This is a genomic window from Phenylobacterium sp. (assembly GCF_030698145.1).
Lineage (GTDB): Bacteria > Pseudomonadota > Alphaproteobacteria > Caulobacterales > Caulobacteraceae > Phenylobacterium.
On record NZ_JAUYNW010000108.1, the window covers coordinates 1 to 16,274 of the forward strand.

At 68.2% G+C, this 16,274-nt stretch carries 16 protein-coding genes; 4 read left to right on the forward strand and 12 right to left on the reverse strand.

Annotated elements, in window-relative coordinates:
- Positions 1–208: 208 nt before the first annotated feature.
- The gene (locus tag Q8Q77_RS16405) at positions 209–2,518 is read right to left on the reverse strand and encodes a TonB-dependent receptor (protein ID WP_305584727.1); all 2,310 of its coding nucleotides are present in this window, start codon (positions 2,516–2,518) and stop codon (positions 209–211) included.
- A 170-nt stretch (positions 2,519–2,688) separates the two neighbouring features.
- Between Q8Q77_RS16405 and Q8Q77_RS16410 the strand changes: the two genes are divergently transcribed.
- A complete protein-coding gene (locus Q8Q77_RS16410) occupies positions 2,689–2,856 on the forward strand; it encodes a hypothetical protein (RefSeq protein WP_305584728.1) in 168 nt (55 codons plus the stop codon).
- Positions 2,857–2,859: 3 nt separating this feature from the next.
- Here Q8Q77_RS16410 and Q8Q77_RS16415 read toward each other — a convergent pair whose 3' ends face one another.
- The 8 genes from Q8Q77_RS16415 to fliQ all read right to left on the reverse strand — a co-directional run bounded on the left by Q8Q77_RS16415 (position 2,860) and on the right by fliQ (position 9,488).
- Entirely contained in the window at positions 2,860–3,240 is a 381-nt protein-coding gene (locus Q8Q77_RS16415; protein ID WP_305584729.1) for a VOC family protein, read from the reverse strand.
- Between the two features lie 13 nt (positions 3,241–3,253).
- Entirely contained in the window at positions 3,254–3,751 is a 498-nt protein-coding gene (locus Q8Q77_RS16420) for an SRPBCC domain-containing protein (RefSeq protein WP_305584730.1), read from the reverse strand.
- Positions 3,735–4,088, reverse strand: a complete 354-nt coding sequence (locus Q8Q77_RS16425; protein WP_305584731.1) for a helix-turn-helix transcriptional regulator — start codon at positions 4,086–4,088, stop codon at positions 3,735–3,737. The genes Q8Q77_RS16420 and Q8Q77_RS16425 overlap by 17 nt, the downstream gene beginning before the upstream one ends.
- 180 nt (positions 4,089–4,268) lie before the next feature.
- Positions 4,269–5,186: a mechanosensitive ion channel family protein gene (locus tag Q8Q77_RS16430; RefSeq protein ID WP_305584732.1), complete on the reverse strand. Its 918-nt coding sequence runs from the start codon at positions 5,184–5,186 to the stop codon at positions 4,269–4,271.
- Positions 5,187–5,207: 21 nt separating this feature from the next.
- Positions 5,208–7,280: a cell cycle histidine kinase CckA gene (gene cckA / locus Q8Q77_RS16435; protein WP_305584733.1), complete on the reverse strand. Its 2,073-nt coding sequence runs from the start codon at positions 7,278–7,280 to the stop codon at positions 5,208–5,210.
- 93 nt (positions 7,281–7,373) lie between these two features.
- On the reverse strand, positions 7,374–8,453 hold the full coding sequence (gene flhB, locus Q8Q77_RS16440; protein WP_305584734.1) for a flagellar biosynthesis protein FlhB: 1,080 nt from the start codon (positions 8,451–8,453) through the stop codon (positions 7,374–7,376).
- Position 8,454: 1 nt separating this feature from the next.
- A complete protein-coding gene (fliR, locus tag Q8Q77_RS16445; RefSeq protein ID WP_305584735.1) occupies positions 8,455–9,213 on the reverse strand; it encodes a flagellar biosynthetic protein FliR in 759 nt (252 codons plus the stop codon).
- An 11-nt stretch (positions 9,214–9,224) separates the two neighbouring features.
- Positions 9,225–9,488, reverse strand: a complete 264-nt coding sequence (gene fliQ, locus Q8Q77_RS16450) for a flagellar biosynthesis protein FliQ (RefSeq protein WP_254836300.1) — start codon at positions 9,486–9,488, stop codon at positions 9,225–9,227.
- Positions 9,489–9,643: 155 nt separating this feature from the next.
- Here fliQ and Q8Q77_RS16455 point away from each other — a divergent pair, with 155 nt between their 5' ends.
- The gene (locus Q8Q77_RS16455; protein WP_305584736.1) at positions 9,644–10,834 is read left to right on the forward strand and encodes a DUF3089 domain-containing protein; all 1,191 of its coding nucleotides are present in this window, start codon (positions 9,644–9,646) and stop codon (positions 10,832–10,834) included.
- Between the two features lie 100 nt (positions 10,835–10,934).
- Here Q8Q77_RS16455 and Q8Q77_RS16460 read toward each other — a convergent pair whose 3' ends face one another.
- Genes Q8Q77_RS16460 through Q8Q77_RS16470 form a run of 3 tightly spaced genes read right to left on the reverse strand, consistent with a single transcriptional unit; the run spans position 10,935 to position 13,794 of the window.
- Positions 10,935–11,471, reverse strand: a complete 537-nt coding sequence (locus Q8Q77_RS16460; RefSeq protein ID WP_305584737.1) for a GNAT family N-acetyltransferase — start codon at positions 11,469–11,471, stop codon at positions 10,935–10,937.
- Positions 11,468–13,024 (reverse strand): glycine betaine ABC transporter substrate-binding protein, encoded by a 1,557-nt coding sequence (locus Q8Q77_RS16465; protein ID WP_305584738.1) that lies wholly within the window; start codon positions 13,022–13,024, stop codon positions 11,468–11,470. The genes Q8Q77_RS16460 and Q8Q77_RS16465 overlap by 4 nt, the downstream gene beginning before the upstream one ends.
- Positions 13,021–13,794, reverse strand: coding sequence for an ABC transporter ATP-binding protein (locus tag Q8Q77_RS16470; protein WP_305584739.1), 774 nt, complete (start codon positions 13,792–13,794; stop codon positions 13,021–13,023). Before Q8Q77_RS16470 ends, Q8Q77_RS16465 begins: the two co-directional genes overlap by 4 nt.
- A gap of 176 nt (positions 13,795–13,970) precedes the next feature.
- Between Q8Q77_RS16470 and Q8Q77_RS16475 the strand changes: the two genes are divergently transcribed.
- Both Q8Q77_RS16475 and Q8Q77_RS16480 read left to right on the forward strand, forming a co-directional pair.
- Positions 13,971–14,654 (forward strand): ParA family protein, encoded by a 684-nt coding sequence (locus Q8Q77_RS16475; protein ID WP_305584740.1) that lies wholly within the window; start codon positions 13,971–13,973, stop codon positions 14,652–14,654.
- A gap of 411 nt (positions 14,655–15,065) precedes the next feature.
- Positions 15,066–16,274 (forward strand): TonB-dependent siderophore receptor (locus tag Q8Q77_RS16480; RefSeq protein ID WP_305584741.1); only part of this gene is annotated, 1,209 nt, incomplete at its 3' end.

The following is a 16,274-nucleotide window of genomic DNA, read 5'->3' on the forward strand; positions in this document are numbered from 1 at the left end:
TGCTCAGACCGGTCGAACCTCCGTTGAAGGGCATTTTAGTCCCCCTCACCCGGCCATGCGGCCGGGAGCTCCCCCAGAGGGGGAGCATCTGGCCACCGTGCCACTTGGATCTACGGCCATATGCGATAGCCCTGCCCCAGAAGAGGAGGATCTAGCGAAAAAAAGAGAGCCGGGCGTCGCCGCCCGGCTCCCAAGGCGGGGGATAAACTCAGAAGGTCTTGCGCAGGCTGACGAACACCTGGCGCGGCGCGCCAGCCAGCAGGGTCTGGCTGTCGCCGCGGATGGCGAAGCCGTTCGAGTCGATGGTCGAGACGTATTTCTCGTCGAACAGGTTGGTGACGTTGAGCTGCAGCTCCAGCCCATCCAGCAGCGACGTGCCGGAGAACCGGTAGCCCGCGGCCAGTTCGGTGAGCGTCTGGGAGGGAACGCCGCGGTCGTTCTCGTAGGTGAAGAACCGCTCGCCCAGATAGGACAGCGAGGCCTTGCCGAAGAACACGCCGTTGTCATAGGCGAGCTCGGCTTTGAAGAGGTTCTCCGGCGTGTCGACCGTGGTCTTGCCGGCGGTCCGGGCGACGATGGCGCCGTTGCCGTCCCGGGTGTCGTCGTCATAGGTCGAGTCGTTGTAGGCGTAGGAGGCGAACAGCGACCAGTCGGGGGCGAAGTCCCAGGCCGCGGCGGCCTCGAAGCCCTTGGCCGTCACCCCGCCGACGTTCGACAGCGCCGAGGGGTTGCCCAGGATGCCCGCGCCCTGGGCGACGCCGAACAGGCGGTTCTCGAACTTCACGTGGTAGAGCGCGACCACGCCCTGGAAGTCGGCGGTCTTGTAGCGCCAGCCGGCCTCGAAGGTCTGGGACAATTCGGGCTTCAGCTTGTTCTTGATGGCGTTGAAGCCGGCCTGCGAGGCCGAGAACGGACCCGAGGTTCCCGAGCTGGCGAAGGCCCGCATGTTCTCGGAATAGCCGGCGAACAGCTGGCTGTCCTCCGACAGGTCGAAGCTGACCCCGACCTGCGGTAGGAAGTTCTCCTCGGCCTTGATCGTGCCGGTCTTGTTGGCGCCGACGATGGTGGTCGCCTCGTTCTCGACCGACAGCGACTTGAAGCCGAAGTTCACCTTCACGGCGTCGGTGACCGTCCAGGTGTCGCCGAGGTGGAACTTCCGGGTCGTGGTGTCGAAGGCGTACTGCCAGTCGGTGCGGAAGGCGCCCGACTGCATCTCCAGGATATCGCGCGAGAACGAGCTGCGATTGACCGCGTAGAAGCGGCGCGCCTGGACGAAATCGTTGGTCTCGTACCAGAAGCCGCCCTCGATCTCGTGGTCGCCCAGGGTCAGGGTCAGGCTGGCGATCGCGCCCGAACGCTTGATGTCGTACTCGGTGGTGCGGATCGACAGCGGCGCGTCGTTGGTGGTGGCGCCGGCCACGCCGTAGTTGGGCGAGGTGACATAGGGGGTCACCCACAGGCCCTGGCCCTCGTTCTCGTGGCGATAGGCGGTGGCCTTGATCCGGACCATGTCGTTGACCGGCAGGTCGAGGCTGATCGCCCCGATGATATCGTCACGCAGGCCCGAGGCGTCGTAATAGGCGTCGTCGGGGCTGACGATCGGGGCCGGATAGACCGTGCCGAACGACGGGGAGCGCGGGATGACACCCGTTTCGCCGCGATTGTGCGCGATCTCGGTCACCTGCACGGCCTTGGCGTAGTTCGACGCGAAATTGTCCCAGTCCAGACCCAGGCGGCCGATCATCTCGAGAGACAGGTCCTGGTAGTCCTGCTCCTGGCGCGACGACCAGTTGACCCAGCCGGTGATCGCGCCCTCGCCGATCGGCTGCACGGCCTTGAAATTCACCTGCTTCTGGCGCTGCTCGCCGTCGCCCTTCCACTTGCCGGCGGTGTTGTAGGAATAGCTCAGATAGCCCCGCGCGCCGGTCGGCAGCTCGCCGCTGTCGACGCGGAGGAAGCCGCGATAGGTGTCGTTGGAGCCGACGGTCGCGGCGGCCAGGCCGCCGAACTCGGCGCCGGGTTCGCGCGAAAGGAACTGCAGCGAGCCGCCCAGGTCGCTGACCGAGGCCGTGCTGAGCGCGCCCGCGCCCTGGGCCAGTTCAACCTGCCCCACGTTCTCGCCGGCGATGGCGCGCGAGATGTGCAGGCCGTTGTGGTTGCCATAGGTCATGTCGCCCAGCGGCACGCCGTCCAGGGTGAAGCCCAGGCGGTTGCGGTCGAAGCCGCGGATCGAGATCCGCGAGGACCACTCGTAGGAGCCGAAGGGATCGGCCGACTGCAGGTTCACGTTCGGCAGCTTTTCGACCAGCTTCAGCGGGCTGGCCCCGGCCACTTCAAGCTGCAGCTCCTCGCCGCCCACGGTCTGGACCTGACGGGCCTCGCCGCGGCCGAACACCACCAGTTCGTCGACCTCGGCCACATCGGCCAGGTCGTCGGTGGCGCCCTGCGCCGCCGCGGCGCTCGCCATGGCCAGCATCAGCGCGCCGAACGCCGCGCCCGTGAGAAATTTCGTTTTCATGTCTACGCCCCTCGCGTCCGGCCCCGCCCCTCGCGGCAGCCCGGCGCGGCCGTGGCGTAACAGCGCTCCTTGAAGCTCCGGCCAAGCTTTGATGACGACTTCCCGACAGTGGGAGCGATCAAGGCCGGGATTTACCCAAGGCTCATAAACAGGCGTTAGAAAGCTGGACCATGGACCGCCGCAAAGAGCCCCGCCCCGCCGACCGCCTGGCGGAACTTGAGCAACAGATCGCCGAAGGCGGCGATGCGAGCGGGCTGCTGACCCGGATAAAACGCGTCACCGAGGCCCAGCTGGAAACCATGAAGATCATCGGGCGCCGCGCCGAGGATAAGGCCTAGTCCCTATCTGGCCGGTGGCTCGAACAGCTCGATCGGGTTGCCCGAGGGATCCTCGATGAGGATCTGCTTGCCGCCGTTACCCTGCACGATCTCGTTGCGGAAACGTCCGCCCGCGGCCTTGAGCCTGTCGACCTCCGCGTTGAGGTCCCCGACTTCCAGTTGGATGCGGTTCCAGCCGCCCGGCGCGGGCGCCTCGCCGCTCGGCATGCTCTGGCCCGCGCCGCCGGCGCCGGGACGGTTCAGCAACAGCCGCAGCGGCCCACGGCTGAGCATCGCAAAGCCCGGCCCCGCCTGCATGTCGATCTTGAAGCCCAGCAGGTCGCGATAGAAGGCCACCGCCGCGTCCACGTCGGCCACGATGTAGCGCACGCTTACGGTATCCATCGGCTTCTCCGGTTCAGGCTGCTCCACGAGGGAGGGACTCGACATAGGCCTGCTGGCGGTCGAGCAGCAGACTCAGGGTGACGACGTGATCGTCGCGCCGCTCGACGGTGGCGAAGGGTGTCTGGTGAAAGGTCTGGATCGTCGCGCCCTTGCGCTCGGCGAAGGTGACGGTCACCACCGTCTCCGCCTCGCCGGCGGGTCCCAGGTCCCAGGCCATGGTGAAGACGATGCGCGTGTCGCGTTCGATCTCGCGATAGACGCCGCCCTGCCATTGCTCGCCGTACCGGGCCGAGTCGATGCAGGCGCGCCAGGCGCCGCCTTTGCGGAACTCATGAGCGAAATGGGTGCAGGTGGACGCTCCCGGCCCCCACCAGGGGGCGCGGTGGGCCGGGTCCTCCCAGAGGCGGAACACCAGGGCGGCGGGCGCGGCGAAGGCGCGGACGATGAAGATCTCGTCGTCGGGCAGCGGGGCGCCGTGCGCCGGGCGGCCGAGCTCAGTGCTTGCGGCCATGGGGCTTTCCCTTGGTGAGCTTGGCCAGATAGGCGTCCATCTTGTCGAAACTGCCTTCCCAGAAGCGGCGGTAGTGTTCGAGCCAGCTGGCGACATCCTTCATGGGCCCGGCCTGCAGCCGAGCGGGCCGCCACTGGGCCTCGCGGCCGCGCGAGATCAGGCCGGCGGCCTCCAGGACCTTCAGGTGCTGCGACACCGCCGGCAGGCTGATGGCAAACGGCTCGGCGAGCTCGCCCACCGTGGCCTCGCCGTCCGCCAGCCGCGCCAGGATCGCCCGGCGGGTGGGGTCGGCCAGCGCCGAGAGCGTCATGCTCAAGGGGTCTGTCGCAGTCCGCATTTAATGATGTCCTTAATTAATCTATTGCTTAAATAGATCTGTCCAGAGGGCCCGTCAAGCCAGAGCCCCTGAGCTCTCGGCAGGGGGCTATCGCGTATGGCCGGGTTAGGCGGACTTTGGCTCTTGTGGGCTGCAACCCCTCCGAAACGTCGCCAAAGAGGGCGACGCGCTGGGGAATCTCTAGCCCCTCAGGCGCCTCACCAGGGTCTTGCGCGGCTTGCGCGCCGGGGCCGCGGGCTTGACCTTGGCCTTGGGGGTCGGCGGCAGCGGCGTGTCGGGCCCGTCGGCCAGCAGGCGGGCGGCCAGCATCAGGTCGGCCTTGACCACCGCATAGTCGTCGCGCTCGACCCAGGCGCGGACCACGGCCTCGACGAAGGCTTCCGACATGCCCAGCACCTCGACCATCGGAGCAGGATCGGCCAGCACCAGGGGATTGGCCTCGGCGCGCGCCTTGAGGCCCGTGAGCAGGGCCGGCACGTCGCGCTTGGTGTCGACCCGGAAAATCGCATCTACGCGGCGCTTCGAATGGTGGCTGGTGTTGACGATCACGTCGCCGAACACCTTGGCGTTAGGCATCACCACCTTGATGTTGTCGGGGGTGGCGAGCTCGGTGACGAACAGGTCCAGCGCCTTGACCGTGCCGGTGCGCCCGGCGATCTCGACCACGTCGCCGACCCGGTAGGGCCTGAACAGCAGCAGCATGACGCCCGCGGCGACATTGCTCAGCGTGCCTTGCAGCGCCAGGCCGATGGCCAGGGAGGCCGCGCCCACCACCGCCAGGATCGAGGTGGTCTGCACCCCGATCTGCTGCAGCACGGCGATCAGGCCGACGACGATCACGGCGTAGCGCGCCAGCGAGCCGCCGAAGGTCTGCAGGGTCACGTCGGGCGGGCCGTCGCGGTGGACCCCGGAGATCAGGCGGCGCACCAGACGCGAGGCCCAGCCGGCCGCCCAGAAGGTGATCACCAGGATGAGGACGGCCACGACCAGGTTCACCGCCAGGTCGCCGGCGGCGTCGATGAACTTGTGGAGCACGTCCTCGTCGGCGGCGATCGTGCCGCTCAGCCGACGGCTGACCTCGCGTTCAAATCCCTGCATGAGCTCCATGGCGAGGAGGGCCTAGGCCGCCTTCTGCAGTTCCTGCTTCACCCGTTCGGCGAGCATCTTGATATCGATGGGCTTGGGCAGGAACGAGATGTTCTCCTCGCCCTCGAGCAGATTGGAGAACTCCGCCTCGGCGTAGCCGGAGATGAACATTACCGGCGCCCCGCGCAGGAAGGCGCGCGCCTGCTTCAAGAGTTCGGGGCCCTGCATGCCCGGCATCACCACGTCGGAGATCATCAGGTCGATCATACCCGCGTGCTGCTCGGCCAGTTCCAGGGCCTCTTCGCCAGACGCCGCCTCGATCACCTCATAGCCGCGGGCGCGCAGCAGCTTCGCCGCGACCCCGCGCACGGCGTCCTCGTCCTCGACGAACAGGATGCGCCCGGCGCCCGACATGTCGCGGGCCTTGGGGGCCACCTTGACCGTGGGGGTCAGGGCCGGCGCCGCCGCCGTGGGGATGTGAACCGGCAGGAAGATGCGGAACGCCGCGCCCTCGCCGGGCTTGGAGTGCACGCTGATCCAGCCGTCCGACTGCTTGACGATACCGTAGACCGTGGCCAGGCCCAGGCCCGTCCCCTCGCCCACCGGCTTGGTGGTGAAGAAGGGGTCGAAGATCTTGTCGATCACGTCGGGCGGGATGCCGGGTCCGTCGTCGGAGACCTCGATCAGCGCCTGGTCGCCCTCGGCGGCCGGATAGCCCAGGGCCGCGGCCTCCTCCTGGGTCACCCGCGCCAGGCGGATGGTCACCACGCCGCCGCCATGGGCGCGCACCGCGTCGCGGGCGTTGACCGCCAGGTTCATCACCGCGGTCTCGATCTGGCTGCGGTCGGCGCGGACATGGGGCAGGTTGCGGCCGTACTCGGTCTCGAGCTTGACGTCCTCGTAGAGCACCCGGCGCAGCAGCACCTCGCTCTCGCTGATCAGTTCGCCGAGGTCCAGGGTCTCGCGCTGGACGGTCTGCTTGCGCGAGAAGGCCAGCAGCTTGCGCACCAGGTCGGCGGCCCGCGCCGAGGTCGACTTGATCTCGTTCAGCCCCTCATAGGACGGGTCGCCCACCGGGTGGCGGGTGGCCAGCACGTCGAGCTGCATGAAGATGGCGGTGAGCAGGTTGTTGAAGTCGTGGGCCACGCCGCCGGCCAGCTGGCCGATGGCCTGCATCTTCTGGCTCTGGGAGAGCTGCAGCTCGATCTGCTTCTGTTCGGAGACGTCGACCAGATAGGCCACCCAGCGGCCGTCGCTCTTGGAGAGGTAGAGGTGGGCGATCTTGGCCGGGTCACGGGCCAGCCGGACCTCCAGCGCGCCGACATGGCCGTCCTTCAGCTTCTGGGCCGCGTCGAGGCGCGAGGCGGGCTCGATCAGGTCGCCGAACACCTCGCCCGCGCGGCCGCCCCCGGCCACGGCGGCCAGGCTGTGATTGGCCTCGACGATGGTGGCGGCGAAGGCGTCCTCGCCCTCCAGCAGGGCCGCGCCGAACGGCGAGGCCGCGGCGAAGGCGTCCAGCACCTTGGGCGGCGGCGGCTTGGCGGTGTTGAAGGCGTTCAGCACCTCGGCGGCGGCGGCCGGCAGGGCCAGCGGCTCGGGCGGCCGGTCATCCAGGCGCACCAGGAAGCGGCGCTCGCCCAGCGGCGAGACGGTGGCGGCGTGCTCGGAGCCGTTGGTGCGGATGGCGGCGCGGCCGGTCTCGCCCCGGCGCGCGGCGGTGAGCGCCGAGAACAGGCTGGCGGCGGACGGCCCGCCCTTGGGCAGGCGCTGGGCCGCGCCGAGCGCCTCGCGCCACGGGGCGTTGGCGGCGTGGATGCGGCCGTCGGCCGCGGCGATGGCGGCCGGTTCGGTCAGCGCGTCGATCAGGTTGTCGGCGCTGGGCTCGCTCTCGGGGGCGGCGTCGACGGCGTTGCGCAGGGCGAAGAGTCCCAGGCACGCCACCCCGAACAGCCCGACCAGCAGCATGATCCCCGCCCGCGTCGAGGCGCCGGCGTTGAAGGCCGGCACCGCGGCGAAGCCCACCGCCGCGAGGAAGCAGACGGCCGCGAACCCCATCAAGGGGTCGAAGCGCCGCCGCGCCCGTTCGCCGGTCGTTGACTTGGCCATTGGGCGGCCCCGGTTGATCCCAAGTGAGGAGGCCTGCGCCCCCGACGAATCACTCACAGCGATACTCTCACGAATCCGAACTGTTTAAGGCCTTTAGGCGGCGCCGGCGGCGCGCCGTCCGGTCTGCATGATGAAGCCGATCAGCTTGGCCACGGCTTCGTAGTGGGCGGGCGGAATGAAGTCGTCGAGCTCGACCGCGGCGTAGAGCGCGCGCGCCAGCGGCGCGTCCTCGATCACCGGCACGCCGTGCTCCTCGGCCAGGGCGCGGATCTTCAGCGCGATGGCGTCCATGCCCTTGGCGACGCACTGGGGCGCGGCGCTCTCGCCGGCCTCGTACTTCAGCGCCACGGCGAAGTGGGTCGGGTTCATGATCACCATGGTGGCGCCGGGCACCGCGGCCATCATCCGGCGGCGCGAACGCTGGATCTGGATCTGCCGGCGCTTGGCCTTCATGTGGGGGTCGCCTTCGGAGTTCTTGAACTCCTCCTTCAGCTCCTCCTTGGTCATCATCATCTTCTTCATGAAGCGCTGGCGCTGCCAGAACCAGTCGGCCCCGGCGATGACCAGCATCAGCCCCGCCACGGCGAAGACCAGCTTGCGGAGGATCTCGATGACCATGGGCAGGATCGCGGTCGGGTCCATGGCCGACATCTGCTGCATCGGGACGACATAGGGCCTGACCACCACATAGCCGACCCAGGCCACCATGATGATCTTCACCAGCGACTTGAAGAACTGCATCAGGCCGTCGGGGCCCAGCATCCGCTTCAGACCCGCCATCGGCGAGACCTTCTTCCAGTCCGGCTTCAGCTTCTCGGGCGTGAACATCATCCCGGTCTGGATCAGGTTGCCCCCGGTCCCCATCAGCCCCGCCACCACCAGCACCGCGATCAGGATCGGCGCGGCGGCCAGCATGGCCTGGCGGGCGACCTCCACGCCGCCGCCGTTCTCCAGGCCCATGGCGTGGGGATGGGCGATGAAGGGCAGCAAGGCGCTGGCCAGGTTGTTCGACATCCAGCCGCCGGCGATGGCCAGCACCCCTGCCGCGCCCACGAACGAGGCCACCATGGCCAGGTCCGGCGTCTTGACGACATCGCCCTTGTCGCGGGCCTTCTGAAGTTTGCCGGGTGTCGGCTCTTCTGTTTTGGAGGCTGCGTCGTTCTCTTCGGCCATGTCAGCCCGCCGCGAACGTGCTGATCAGCTCGCGGTAGCGGCTGACCCAGACCATGCCGATGGTGCCGAGGCTGAGCGCGAAGATCGACAGGCCGAACAGCACCATCAGGGGCGTGGCCACGAAGAACACCTGGAACTGCGGCATGACCCGGCCGACCAGGCCCGCGGCGATGTTGAAGATCAGCGAGAACACCACCACCGGGGCGGCGAGTTGCAGGCCGAGCTTGAACGAGCCGGCCACCGTCTCGACGGCGAGCTGGCCGGCGTCGGCCACCGCCAGGTCGCGGCTGAACGGGAACAGGACGTAGGACTTCACGATCGCCGCCAGGAACATGTGGTGCAGGTCGGTGGACATGATCAGGACAACGCCGATCAGGCCCAGGAAGGTGCCGAGCGTGGTCGAGGGCGCGGCCTGGCCGGGGGCGGCGGTCTGGGCGAAGGACAGGGTCGTCTGGATCGAGATGATCTCGCCGGCCGCCGCCAGGGACGACATGAACATGCGCAGGATCGCCCCGATCATCAGGCCGATCAGCACCTCCTTGATCACCGCCGTGCCGATCCCCGACACCGTGCCCGGCACCGGCAGGCCCTTGGCGATCACCGGCATCAGCATCAGGGCCATCAGGAAGGCGAAGGACAGCCGGATGCGCGGCGGCACGGTGGTGTCGCCGAACCCGGGCAGCAGCATGATCATCGCCCCGATCCGGGCGAAGATCAGGCCTCCGGCATAGACCTGCGAGGCGGCGGCGTAGGTTTCCATCGGCCCCGCGGCTACATCGCCGCGATGCGCGCGGCGATCTGGCGCATGAAGCCGCTCATCAGCGCCCCCATCAGCGGCAGGAACACCAGCAGCGAGATGAAGATCGCCACGATCTTCGGCGCATAGACCAGGGTCGCTTCCTGGATTTGGGTGAGAGCCTGCATCAGGCCGATCCCGACGCCCACCACCAGGCCGACGATCAGCACGGGCGCGGAGAGTTGGATGGTGAGCCAGATGGCGTCGCGGCCGACGTCCAGAACTTCGGCGCCGTTCATCGAGGGCCTCTTGGGGTACGCATTAGGGTGGATTGGAAGCTAGGCGAATTTTGCCGGGGTATGGTTAACGAAGGGAGAATCCGGGGTCGGTCAGCGCATATCGACAATCGCCAATCCATGTGATTTACATGTGTAGTTTTTCGATTGGTGGGCCGATGTCCGATTTCACGAAGCTGCTGCTGAGCCTCGCCGCCGCCCTGGCCGTGCAGGGGCTGTCCTTCAAGGACGCGACCGCGATGGCCCCAGCGGATAGCGCGACTCCCCTCGACTATGCCGACGTCCGACACTGGGTGTGTCGACCTGATCTGCCAGGGGCTTGTCGCGACGATCTCGACGCAGCCGTCCTCGAAGCGAGCGGCGCGGTCTGGACCGAACCATTCCGGCCCGCAGCATCGCCCAAAGCCGATTGCTTCTATGTCTATCCGACCGTGTCGGAGAGTCCGGGCCTCACGGCCGAGCCGGTCGTGACGGAGGCTGAACGGCGAGCCGTGCGCCAGCAGGTAGAGCGGCTCTCAAGCCTATGCCGGCTGTTCGTCCCCTTCTACCGCCAGATCACCGCCACTTCGATGAAGCCTGACTTCGAGAAGCCGTCGTCCGACGTTCAGGCATTGGCTGGACGAACGGCTGAAGCCGACATTATCGCCGCCTGGGATCACTACATCTCTCATGACAACGGCGGGCGTCCCGTGATCCTGATCGGGCACTCGCAAGGCGCGGCCATGGTCATCAACTTGATCCGCGAGCGCATAGACGACCAGTTGCTGCAAGCGCGGCTGGTGTCGGCGATCCTGCCCGGATGGTTTGTGCAGGTGCCGGTCGGCAAGCTTGTAGGCGGAACCTTCAAAGCGATCCCGCCCTGCCAAAACGACCGCCAGACCGGCTGCGTGATCGCCTACAACGCCGTCCGCGCAGAGCGGCCGATTCCCACAGACAAGGTCTTCCATCACGAAGGACAGCAACAGGTCTGCACGAACCCAGCGGCGCTCGGCGGCGGCGCTGGGGTGCTCAGGCCCTACCTCTCGACGAGGGGAGAAACGATCATCCCCGCCTTCACCGCGCCGCAGCCCGACTGGACCCAGCCGCCGATCCAGATCGGCGCTCCTTTCGTCACGGCGCCCGGACTCTATTCCGCAGAGTGCAGGAACGACGAGCACGGGGTCTACCTGGCAATCTCGACAACGCCGCAGCCGAGTGATCGCAGGACAGGCGCGATTGCAGGTGACTGGATGATGAGCGGAAGTCCAGAACCGACAATGGGTCTTCACCTCATCGACCTGAACCTTGCCGTGGGAAATCTCATCGACGTGCTGCAGCGGCAGATTGCGGCGATGCCGGAGCGTCCTTAGATCGCAAGCCAGGGGCCGTCGCTGACGCCCCTTCTGCTCACCGAATGACCAGGACCCGATCTCATGGGGCTTGGCCGGGGCCCTTCGTCCACACGGCAGGCTAGCCCGCCGACCCCGCACGGGCGCGCCAGGCTTCGCGCGACTGCCCGTAGACCTGCACTTCCTTGCCGTCGGCTTCGTGGTCGACCCTCAGCCATGGCGAGCCCAACCGAAGCGCCACCGCGATCGAGGGTGCGTTGTCCGCGTCTATGCAATGGATGACCTCGGTCCAGCCGCAATGGTCGAACGCCCATGTCATCGCGGCTCCAGCTGCCTCCGTGGCGTAGCCCTTCCCCCAGGCGGCCGGTGAGAACGCCCACCCGACCTCGGTCCCGATCGCGCCCTCGGGGACCCAGGGGCCGACCCGTCCGACCCAGCGCCCGGTGTCCCGCTCGACCACCGAGAACAGCCCGCAGCCGCGCAGCGTCCACATGCCAACCGCCGTCGCCAAGCCCTGCCAGGAGTTCGCCCGGCTCTGACATCCACCGATGAATTGGACTGCGCGCTCGTCGGCGTCCAGCGCGGCCCAACTGTCGACATCATCTTCGACGGGCGGCCGCAGTATGAGGCGAGTGGTCTCGATAAGGGGATGGGTCATGGCGTGCGTTCCAGCTCCTGTTCCAGCGCCCGCGCCGCCTCGGCCGGGGTCGCCTTGCCGCTGTCACGGTCGACGCTGTAGTTCGCGCCGCGCATGGCCTCGACGGTGATCGCGCCGACCAGGGGCCGCAGGGCTTCGATCAGCCGCTGGTCCCCGGCCCGCTTGGGCGAGATCAGGATCACCGCGTCATAGGGCGGCAGCGCCCCCTTGGGGTCGGTGAGCACCACCAGCTTGTCGGCGGCGATGCGGCCGTCCGAGGAGAAAGCCGAGATCACGTCGGCCTCGCCGCCGGACAGCGCCCGGTACATGAAGGTCGGCTGGAAGGACCGCTCGGCCTTGAAGGAGAAGCCGTAGGCGGCGTCGACGCCCTTCCATTCCGGGCGCGACAGGAACTCCAGGTCCGAGCCCAGGGTCAGGCGCGGCGCCTCCCGCGCCAGGTCGGCGAGGCTCGTCACCCCCAGCGCCCGGGCGCGGTCGGCGCGCATGGCGAAGGCGTAGGCGTTCTCGAAGCCCAGCGACCCCAGCACCAGCACCCCATCGCGGCGCTTCAGCTCGGCGGTCAGTTGCGCGAGCACGGCGGCGCGGCCGGGATTGTCCTCGCGCTTCAGGACGTTGGTCCACAGCGTGCCGGAATAGTCGACATAGACGTCGAGCTCGCCGGCGGCGAGCGCGCGGTAGGCCACCGCCGAGCCCAGGTCCTCCTTGCGCGAGACCGCCCCGCCGGCGGCCTCCAGCCGCTCGGCCATCAACTCGGCCAGGATGTACTGCTCGGAGAAGTTCTTGGCGCCGACCACATAGCTGGCCGGCTTGCCGAAGCTGGCCAGCGGCAGCAGGGCCGCGGCGATCCCCACCGCCAGCAGGGCTGCGCCTGCGGCGATCAGACCACGCCTGCGCCGCGCCGCGCCGGTCTCGATCAGACCCAGGAGTTGGTCGACGATCATGGCCAGGCCCGCCGAGGCCGCGCAGCCGAACAGCACGAAGACCCAGTTCTCGGTCTGCAGCCCGGCGAAGATGTAGTTGCCCAGGCTGGTCTGGCCGACCGGGGTGGAGAGGGTGGCCGCCCCGATGGTCCAGACCGCGGCCGTGCGCACCCCGGCCATGATCACCGGCATGGCCAGCGGCAGCTCGACCTGCAGCAGGCGCTGGCGGGGCGTCATGCCTACCCCGTCGGCGGCCTCGCGCACCGCCGGATCGACGCCCAGGATCCCCGCCGTCGCCGTGCGCAGGATCGGCAGCATCGAATAGAGCGTGAGCGCCAGCAGCGAGGGCAGGAAGCCGAGCGCCGAGAACCCCTGTCCGAAGGTCGCCAGGCTGAGCGCCGAGAGCGCCAGCAGCAGCGGATAGAACAGGGCCAGCAGGGCCAGGCTGGGAATGGTCTGGATCAGGCCGGCCAGGGCCAGGACCGGCCAGCGCAGCCGCGGGCTGCGGCTGGCGGCCACCGCCAGCGGCAAACTGATCAGCAGGCCGAGCGCCAGCGCGCTGGCGCTGAGCAGCACGTGCCAGCCCAGATATTCCGGCAGCAGGGCGAAGGCATCCGCCACCCGAGCGCTCAAGACGCGGTCTCCAGTCGGGCGCGCAGCCGTTCAGCCTGGCGGCGCGGCGCCTCAAGCAGGGCGCGGACATCGGCGTCTTCGCTGGTGGCCAGCAGGTGTCCGGGCGTCCCGTCGGCGACGATCCGCCCGGCCTTCAGCACCACGAGGCGATCGGCCAGCAGCACGGCCTCGGTCATGTCGTGGGTGACCATCACCGTGGTCAGGTTGAGCTTCTCGTGCAGGGCGCGGTAGTCGGAACCCAGCTCCTCGCGGGTCACCGGGTCCAGGGCGCCGAAGGGTTCGTCCATCAGCAGGATGGCCGGCTGGGCGGCCAGGGCCCGGGCCACCCCGACCCTCTGCCTCTGCCCGCCCGAGAGCGCGGCGGGCAGCCGGGCGGCCACCTCGCGCGGCAGGGCGACCAGGTCCAGCAGCTCATCGACCCGCGCGGCCATCCGCGCCTTGTCCCAGCCCAGCAGCCGGGGCGTGATGGCGATGTTCTCGCCCACGCTCAGGTGGGGGAAGAGGCCGATCTCCTGGAAGACGTAGCCGATCCTGCGGCGCAGCTCGTGGGGGGCGCGGCCGGCGGTGAAGTCGCCGCCGACCCGCACGGTTCCCGCGTCCGGCCAGGCCAGGCCGTTGATGGTCTTGAGCAGGGTGGTCTTGCCCGAGCCCGAGGCGCCGACCAGGGCCACGAACTGTCCGGCCGCGACGGAGAGGCTGACGCCGTCCAGCGCCGCATGGGCGCCGTAGCGTTTGGTGATGTCGACAAGCTCGATCGCGTCGGCGGCCATGGCCAAGGCGTAACACGGCGAATTGGAAAGCGGCGCCCCCTCGAAGGCGCCGCCCGGCCAAGAGGCTTGCGCGCAACACCTGGGTCTGTCACGCCGCCGCACCCCTGGCCACAAACGGCCCCTCGTGCGTTTACTCTACCCACGCGTCGCCTCCGGGCGGCCGGAGAGGACCTGGCTTGCCGACCGTTGCGTTTGTGAATCCGAAGGGGGGCGCGGGGAAGACGACCGCCGCGCTGCTGCTCGCCCTGGGCCTGGCCGAGCAGGGCCAGCGTGTGGCCATGATCGATTCCGACCCCAACAAGCCCCTGGTCCATTGGGCCGGCCTGCCCGGCCGGCCCGACAAGATCAGCGTCCATCCCGCCCCGATGACCCAGGACATCCGCGACGCCCTGCGCGAGGCCCAGCGGAAGCAACCCGACTGGCTGATCCTCGACACCGAGGGTTCGATCCGCGGGGCGATGAACTTCACCACCATGCGGCTGGACCTGGTCCTGACGCCGCTGGCCTCCTCGGCCATCGAGGCCCTGCAGGCGATCAAGGCCGCCGAGATGGTCGCGCAGTTCGGCAAGCGCGGCGGCGCGCCGCTGCTGCACCGCTGCCTGCTGACCCGCGTCCCCGCCGCCCTGCGACCCCGGTCGCTGAAGCAGGTGGTCGAACAGCTGCGCGAAAGCGACATCGGCATCCTGCCCACCGCGCTGATCGAGAAAGAGGCGTTCCGGATGCTGTTCTCGGTCGGCGGCAGCTTCGACCAATTGGAGCGGCACGGCGTCAGCGGCGTCCCCGCCGCCCGCGCCAACGCCCAGGGCTTCCTCGCCGCCGTCCTCGAATTGCTCGCCCAGGCCAAGACCCAGGCGGCGTAGCGCCGTGCTTCCTTCTCCCCGCAGGACAGAGCGACACGCTTCCTAGATTCGCTGACGCCGCCGTCACGGCCCAAGGCCCCGACTCCATACCCCTCACATGAATTCTTCCATCAGCGTGGTGCGAAAGCGACAGGTCCCATTCTGACGCTCACGCCGAAACTCACGCAAGTCGTGAACCTTGATTTTCCTGGACTAATTTCGGCAGTTTTCGAAACTACGGTACGTTTTTGACGAAGAACACAATTCTTGAACAATGTTCGGATACGTTTTGACAGAACAGACGTTTGTATTCGAAGTCTATTATTACGCACACGCAAAATAGACTTGCCTTTTGCTGAAGTCGCCGCGCATTCCTCCGCCGCACTCTGTCGCAATATCGGCAGATAACGTAGTTATATTAAGGGGAAACGCTTGCTACAGCCCAAATACCTTGCCGGAGCCTCCTCCCTCGCGCTCCTGGCGGTCCTCACCCTTGGCGCCGCTCCGGCCCAGGCCCAGACCCAGGACCAACAGGACGCCGCCGAAGTCGAAGAGGTCGTCGTCACCGGCTCGTTCATCGCCGGCACGCCGGAAGACGCCGCCCTGCCGGTCAACGTGATCGGCGCCGAGGAGATGGCCAAGCAGGGTTCGCCCTCGACCGTCGACCTCATCAAGTCGATCCCCGCCGTGTCCGGCGCGGTCGGCGAATCCAACCAGTTCGGCGCGGGCCAGACCACCGGTTCGGGCAACGTCAACCTGCGCGGCCTGGGCGCCGAGCGGACCCTGGTGCTGTTCAACGGCCGACGCATGGCGATCGCGCCCGGCACCATCTATGTCGACACCAACCTGATCCCGACGGCCGCCATTGGCCGCATCGAGGTGCTGAAGGACGGTGCGGCCGCCACCTATGGCTCCGACGCCATCGGCGGCGTGGTCAACTTCATCACACGGCGCAACCTGAACGGCCTTGAGGTCTCGAGCGGCTATTCGTTCATCCCGGGCTCGGACGGCGACTACAACGCCAACCTCGCCTATGGCTGGGTCGGCGACCGCGGCGACGTCCTGCTGACCGCCGGCTACCGTCACCGCTCGGAGCTCTCGACCACCGAGCGCGACTTCGCCCTGCGCGCCTTCACCGACAACCCGCAAGGCGGCTGGTCCACCTTCGGCAATCCCGGCCTCTATCTCTCCAGCGGCAACGCCGGCTTCACCTACACCTCGCCCGTGGTCGACCCGGCCTGCGGCGCCATCTCCGGCCCCGGCACGGCGACCAGCTGCCAGTTCCAGTATCTCGGCTTCGACAATCTGACCGAGGACGAGGATCACTGGCAGTTCTACGGCGAGATCAATTTCGACCTCACCGACACCACCAAGTTCCACGCCGAAATCCTCTATTCGGGCCACGAGGTCGCCGCCGAGAACTCCTCGCCGTCCTATCCGCCCAATAACTTCCCGACCTCGGCCCTGACCACCAAGGTCCAGGGCAACGGCTTCTACATCCCGAGCGCCAACCCCGGCCTGCAGGCCCTGATCGCCTCGGGCGGGCTCACCCCGGCCCAGGCCGCCACGGCCGGCGCCAACGGCCTCTTCACCTCGGTCGCCTGGCGTCCGCTCGGCGTCGGCGGCAACCCGCTGTTCGGC

Bases quoted from the DNA above. Each gene is read 5' to 3' on its own strand.
- Q8Q77_RS16420 (WP_305584730.1), bottom strand. From the start codon at position 3,751: ATGGCCGCAAGCACTGAGCTCGGCCGCCCGGCGCACGGCGCCCCGCTG.
- Q8Q77_RS16460 (WP_305584737.1), bottom strand. From the start codon at position 11,471: ATGACCCATCCCCTTATCGAGACCACTCGCCTCATACTGCGGCCGCCC.
- Q8Q77_RS16470 (WP_305584739.1), bottom strand. From the start codon at position 13,794: ATGGCCGCCGACGCGATCGAGCTTGTCGACATCACCAAACGCTACGGC.
- fliQ (WP_254836300.1), bottom strand. From the start codon at position 9,488: ATGAACGGCGCCGAAGTTCTGGACGTCGGCCGCGACGCCATCTGGCTC.
- fliR (WP_305584735.1), bottom strand. From the start codon at position 9,213: ATGGAAACCTACGCCGCCGCCTCGCAGGTCTATGCCGGAGGCCTGATC.
- Q8Q77_RS16455 (WP_305584736.1), top strand. From the start codon at position 9,644: ATGTCCGATTTCACGAAGCTGCTGCTGAGCCTCGCCGCCGCCCTGGCC.
- Q8Q77_RS16410 (WP_305584728.1), top strand. From the start codon at position 2,689: ATGGACCGCCGCAAAGAGCCCCGCCCCGCCGACCGCCTGGCGGAACTT.
- Q8Q77_RS16415 (WP_305584729.1), bottom strand. From the start codon at position 3,240: ATGGATACCGTAAGCGTGCGCTACATCGTGGCCGACGTGGACGCGGCG.
- Q8Q77_RS16405 (WP_305584727.1), bottom strand. From the start codon at position 2,518: ATGAAAACGAAATTTCTCACGGGCGCGGCGTTCGGCGCGCTGATGCTG.
- Q8Q77_RS16430 (WP_305584732.1), bottom strand. From the start codon at position 5,186: ATGCAGGGATTTGAACGCGAGGTCAGCCGTCGGCTGAGCGGCACGATC.
- Q8Q77_RS16425 (WP_305584731.1), bottom strand. From the start codon at position 4,088: ATGCGGACTGCGACAGACCCCTTGAGCATGACGCTCTCGGCGCTGGCC.
- flhB (WP_305584734.1), bottom strand. From the start codon at position 8,453: ATGGCCGAAGAGAACGACGCAGCCTCCAAAACAGAAGAGCCGACACCC.
- cckA (WP_305584733.1), bottom strand. From the start codon at position 7,280: ATGGCCAAGTCAACGACCGGCGAACGGGCGCGGCGGCGCTTCGACCCC.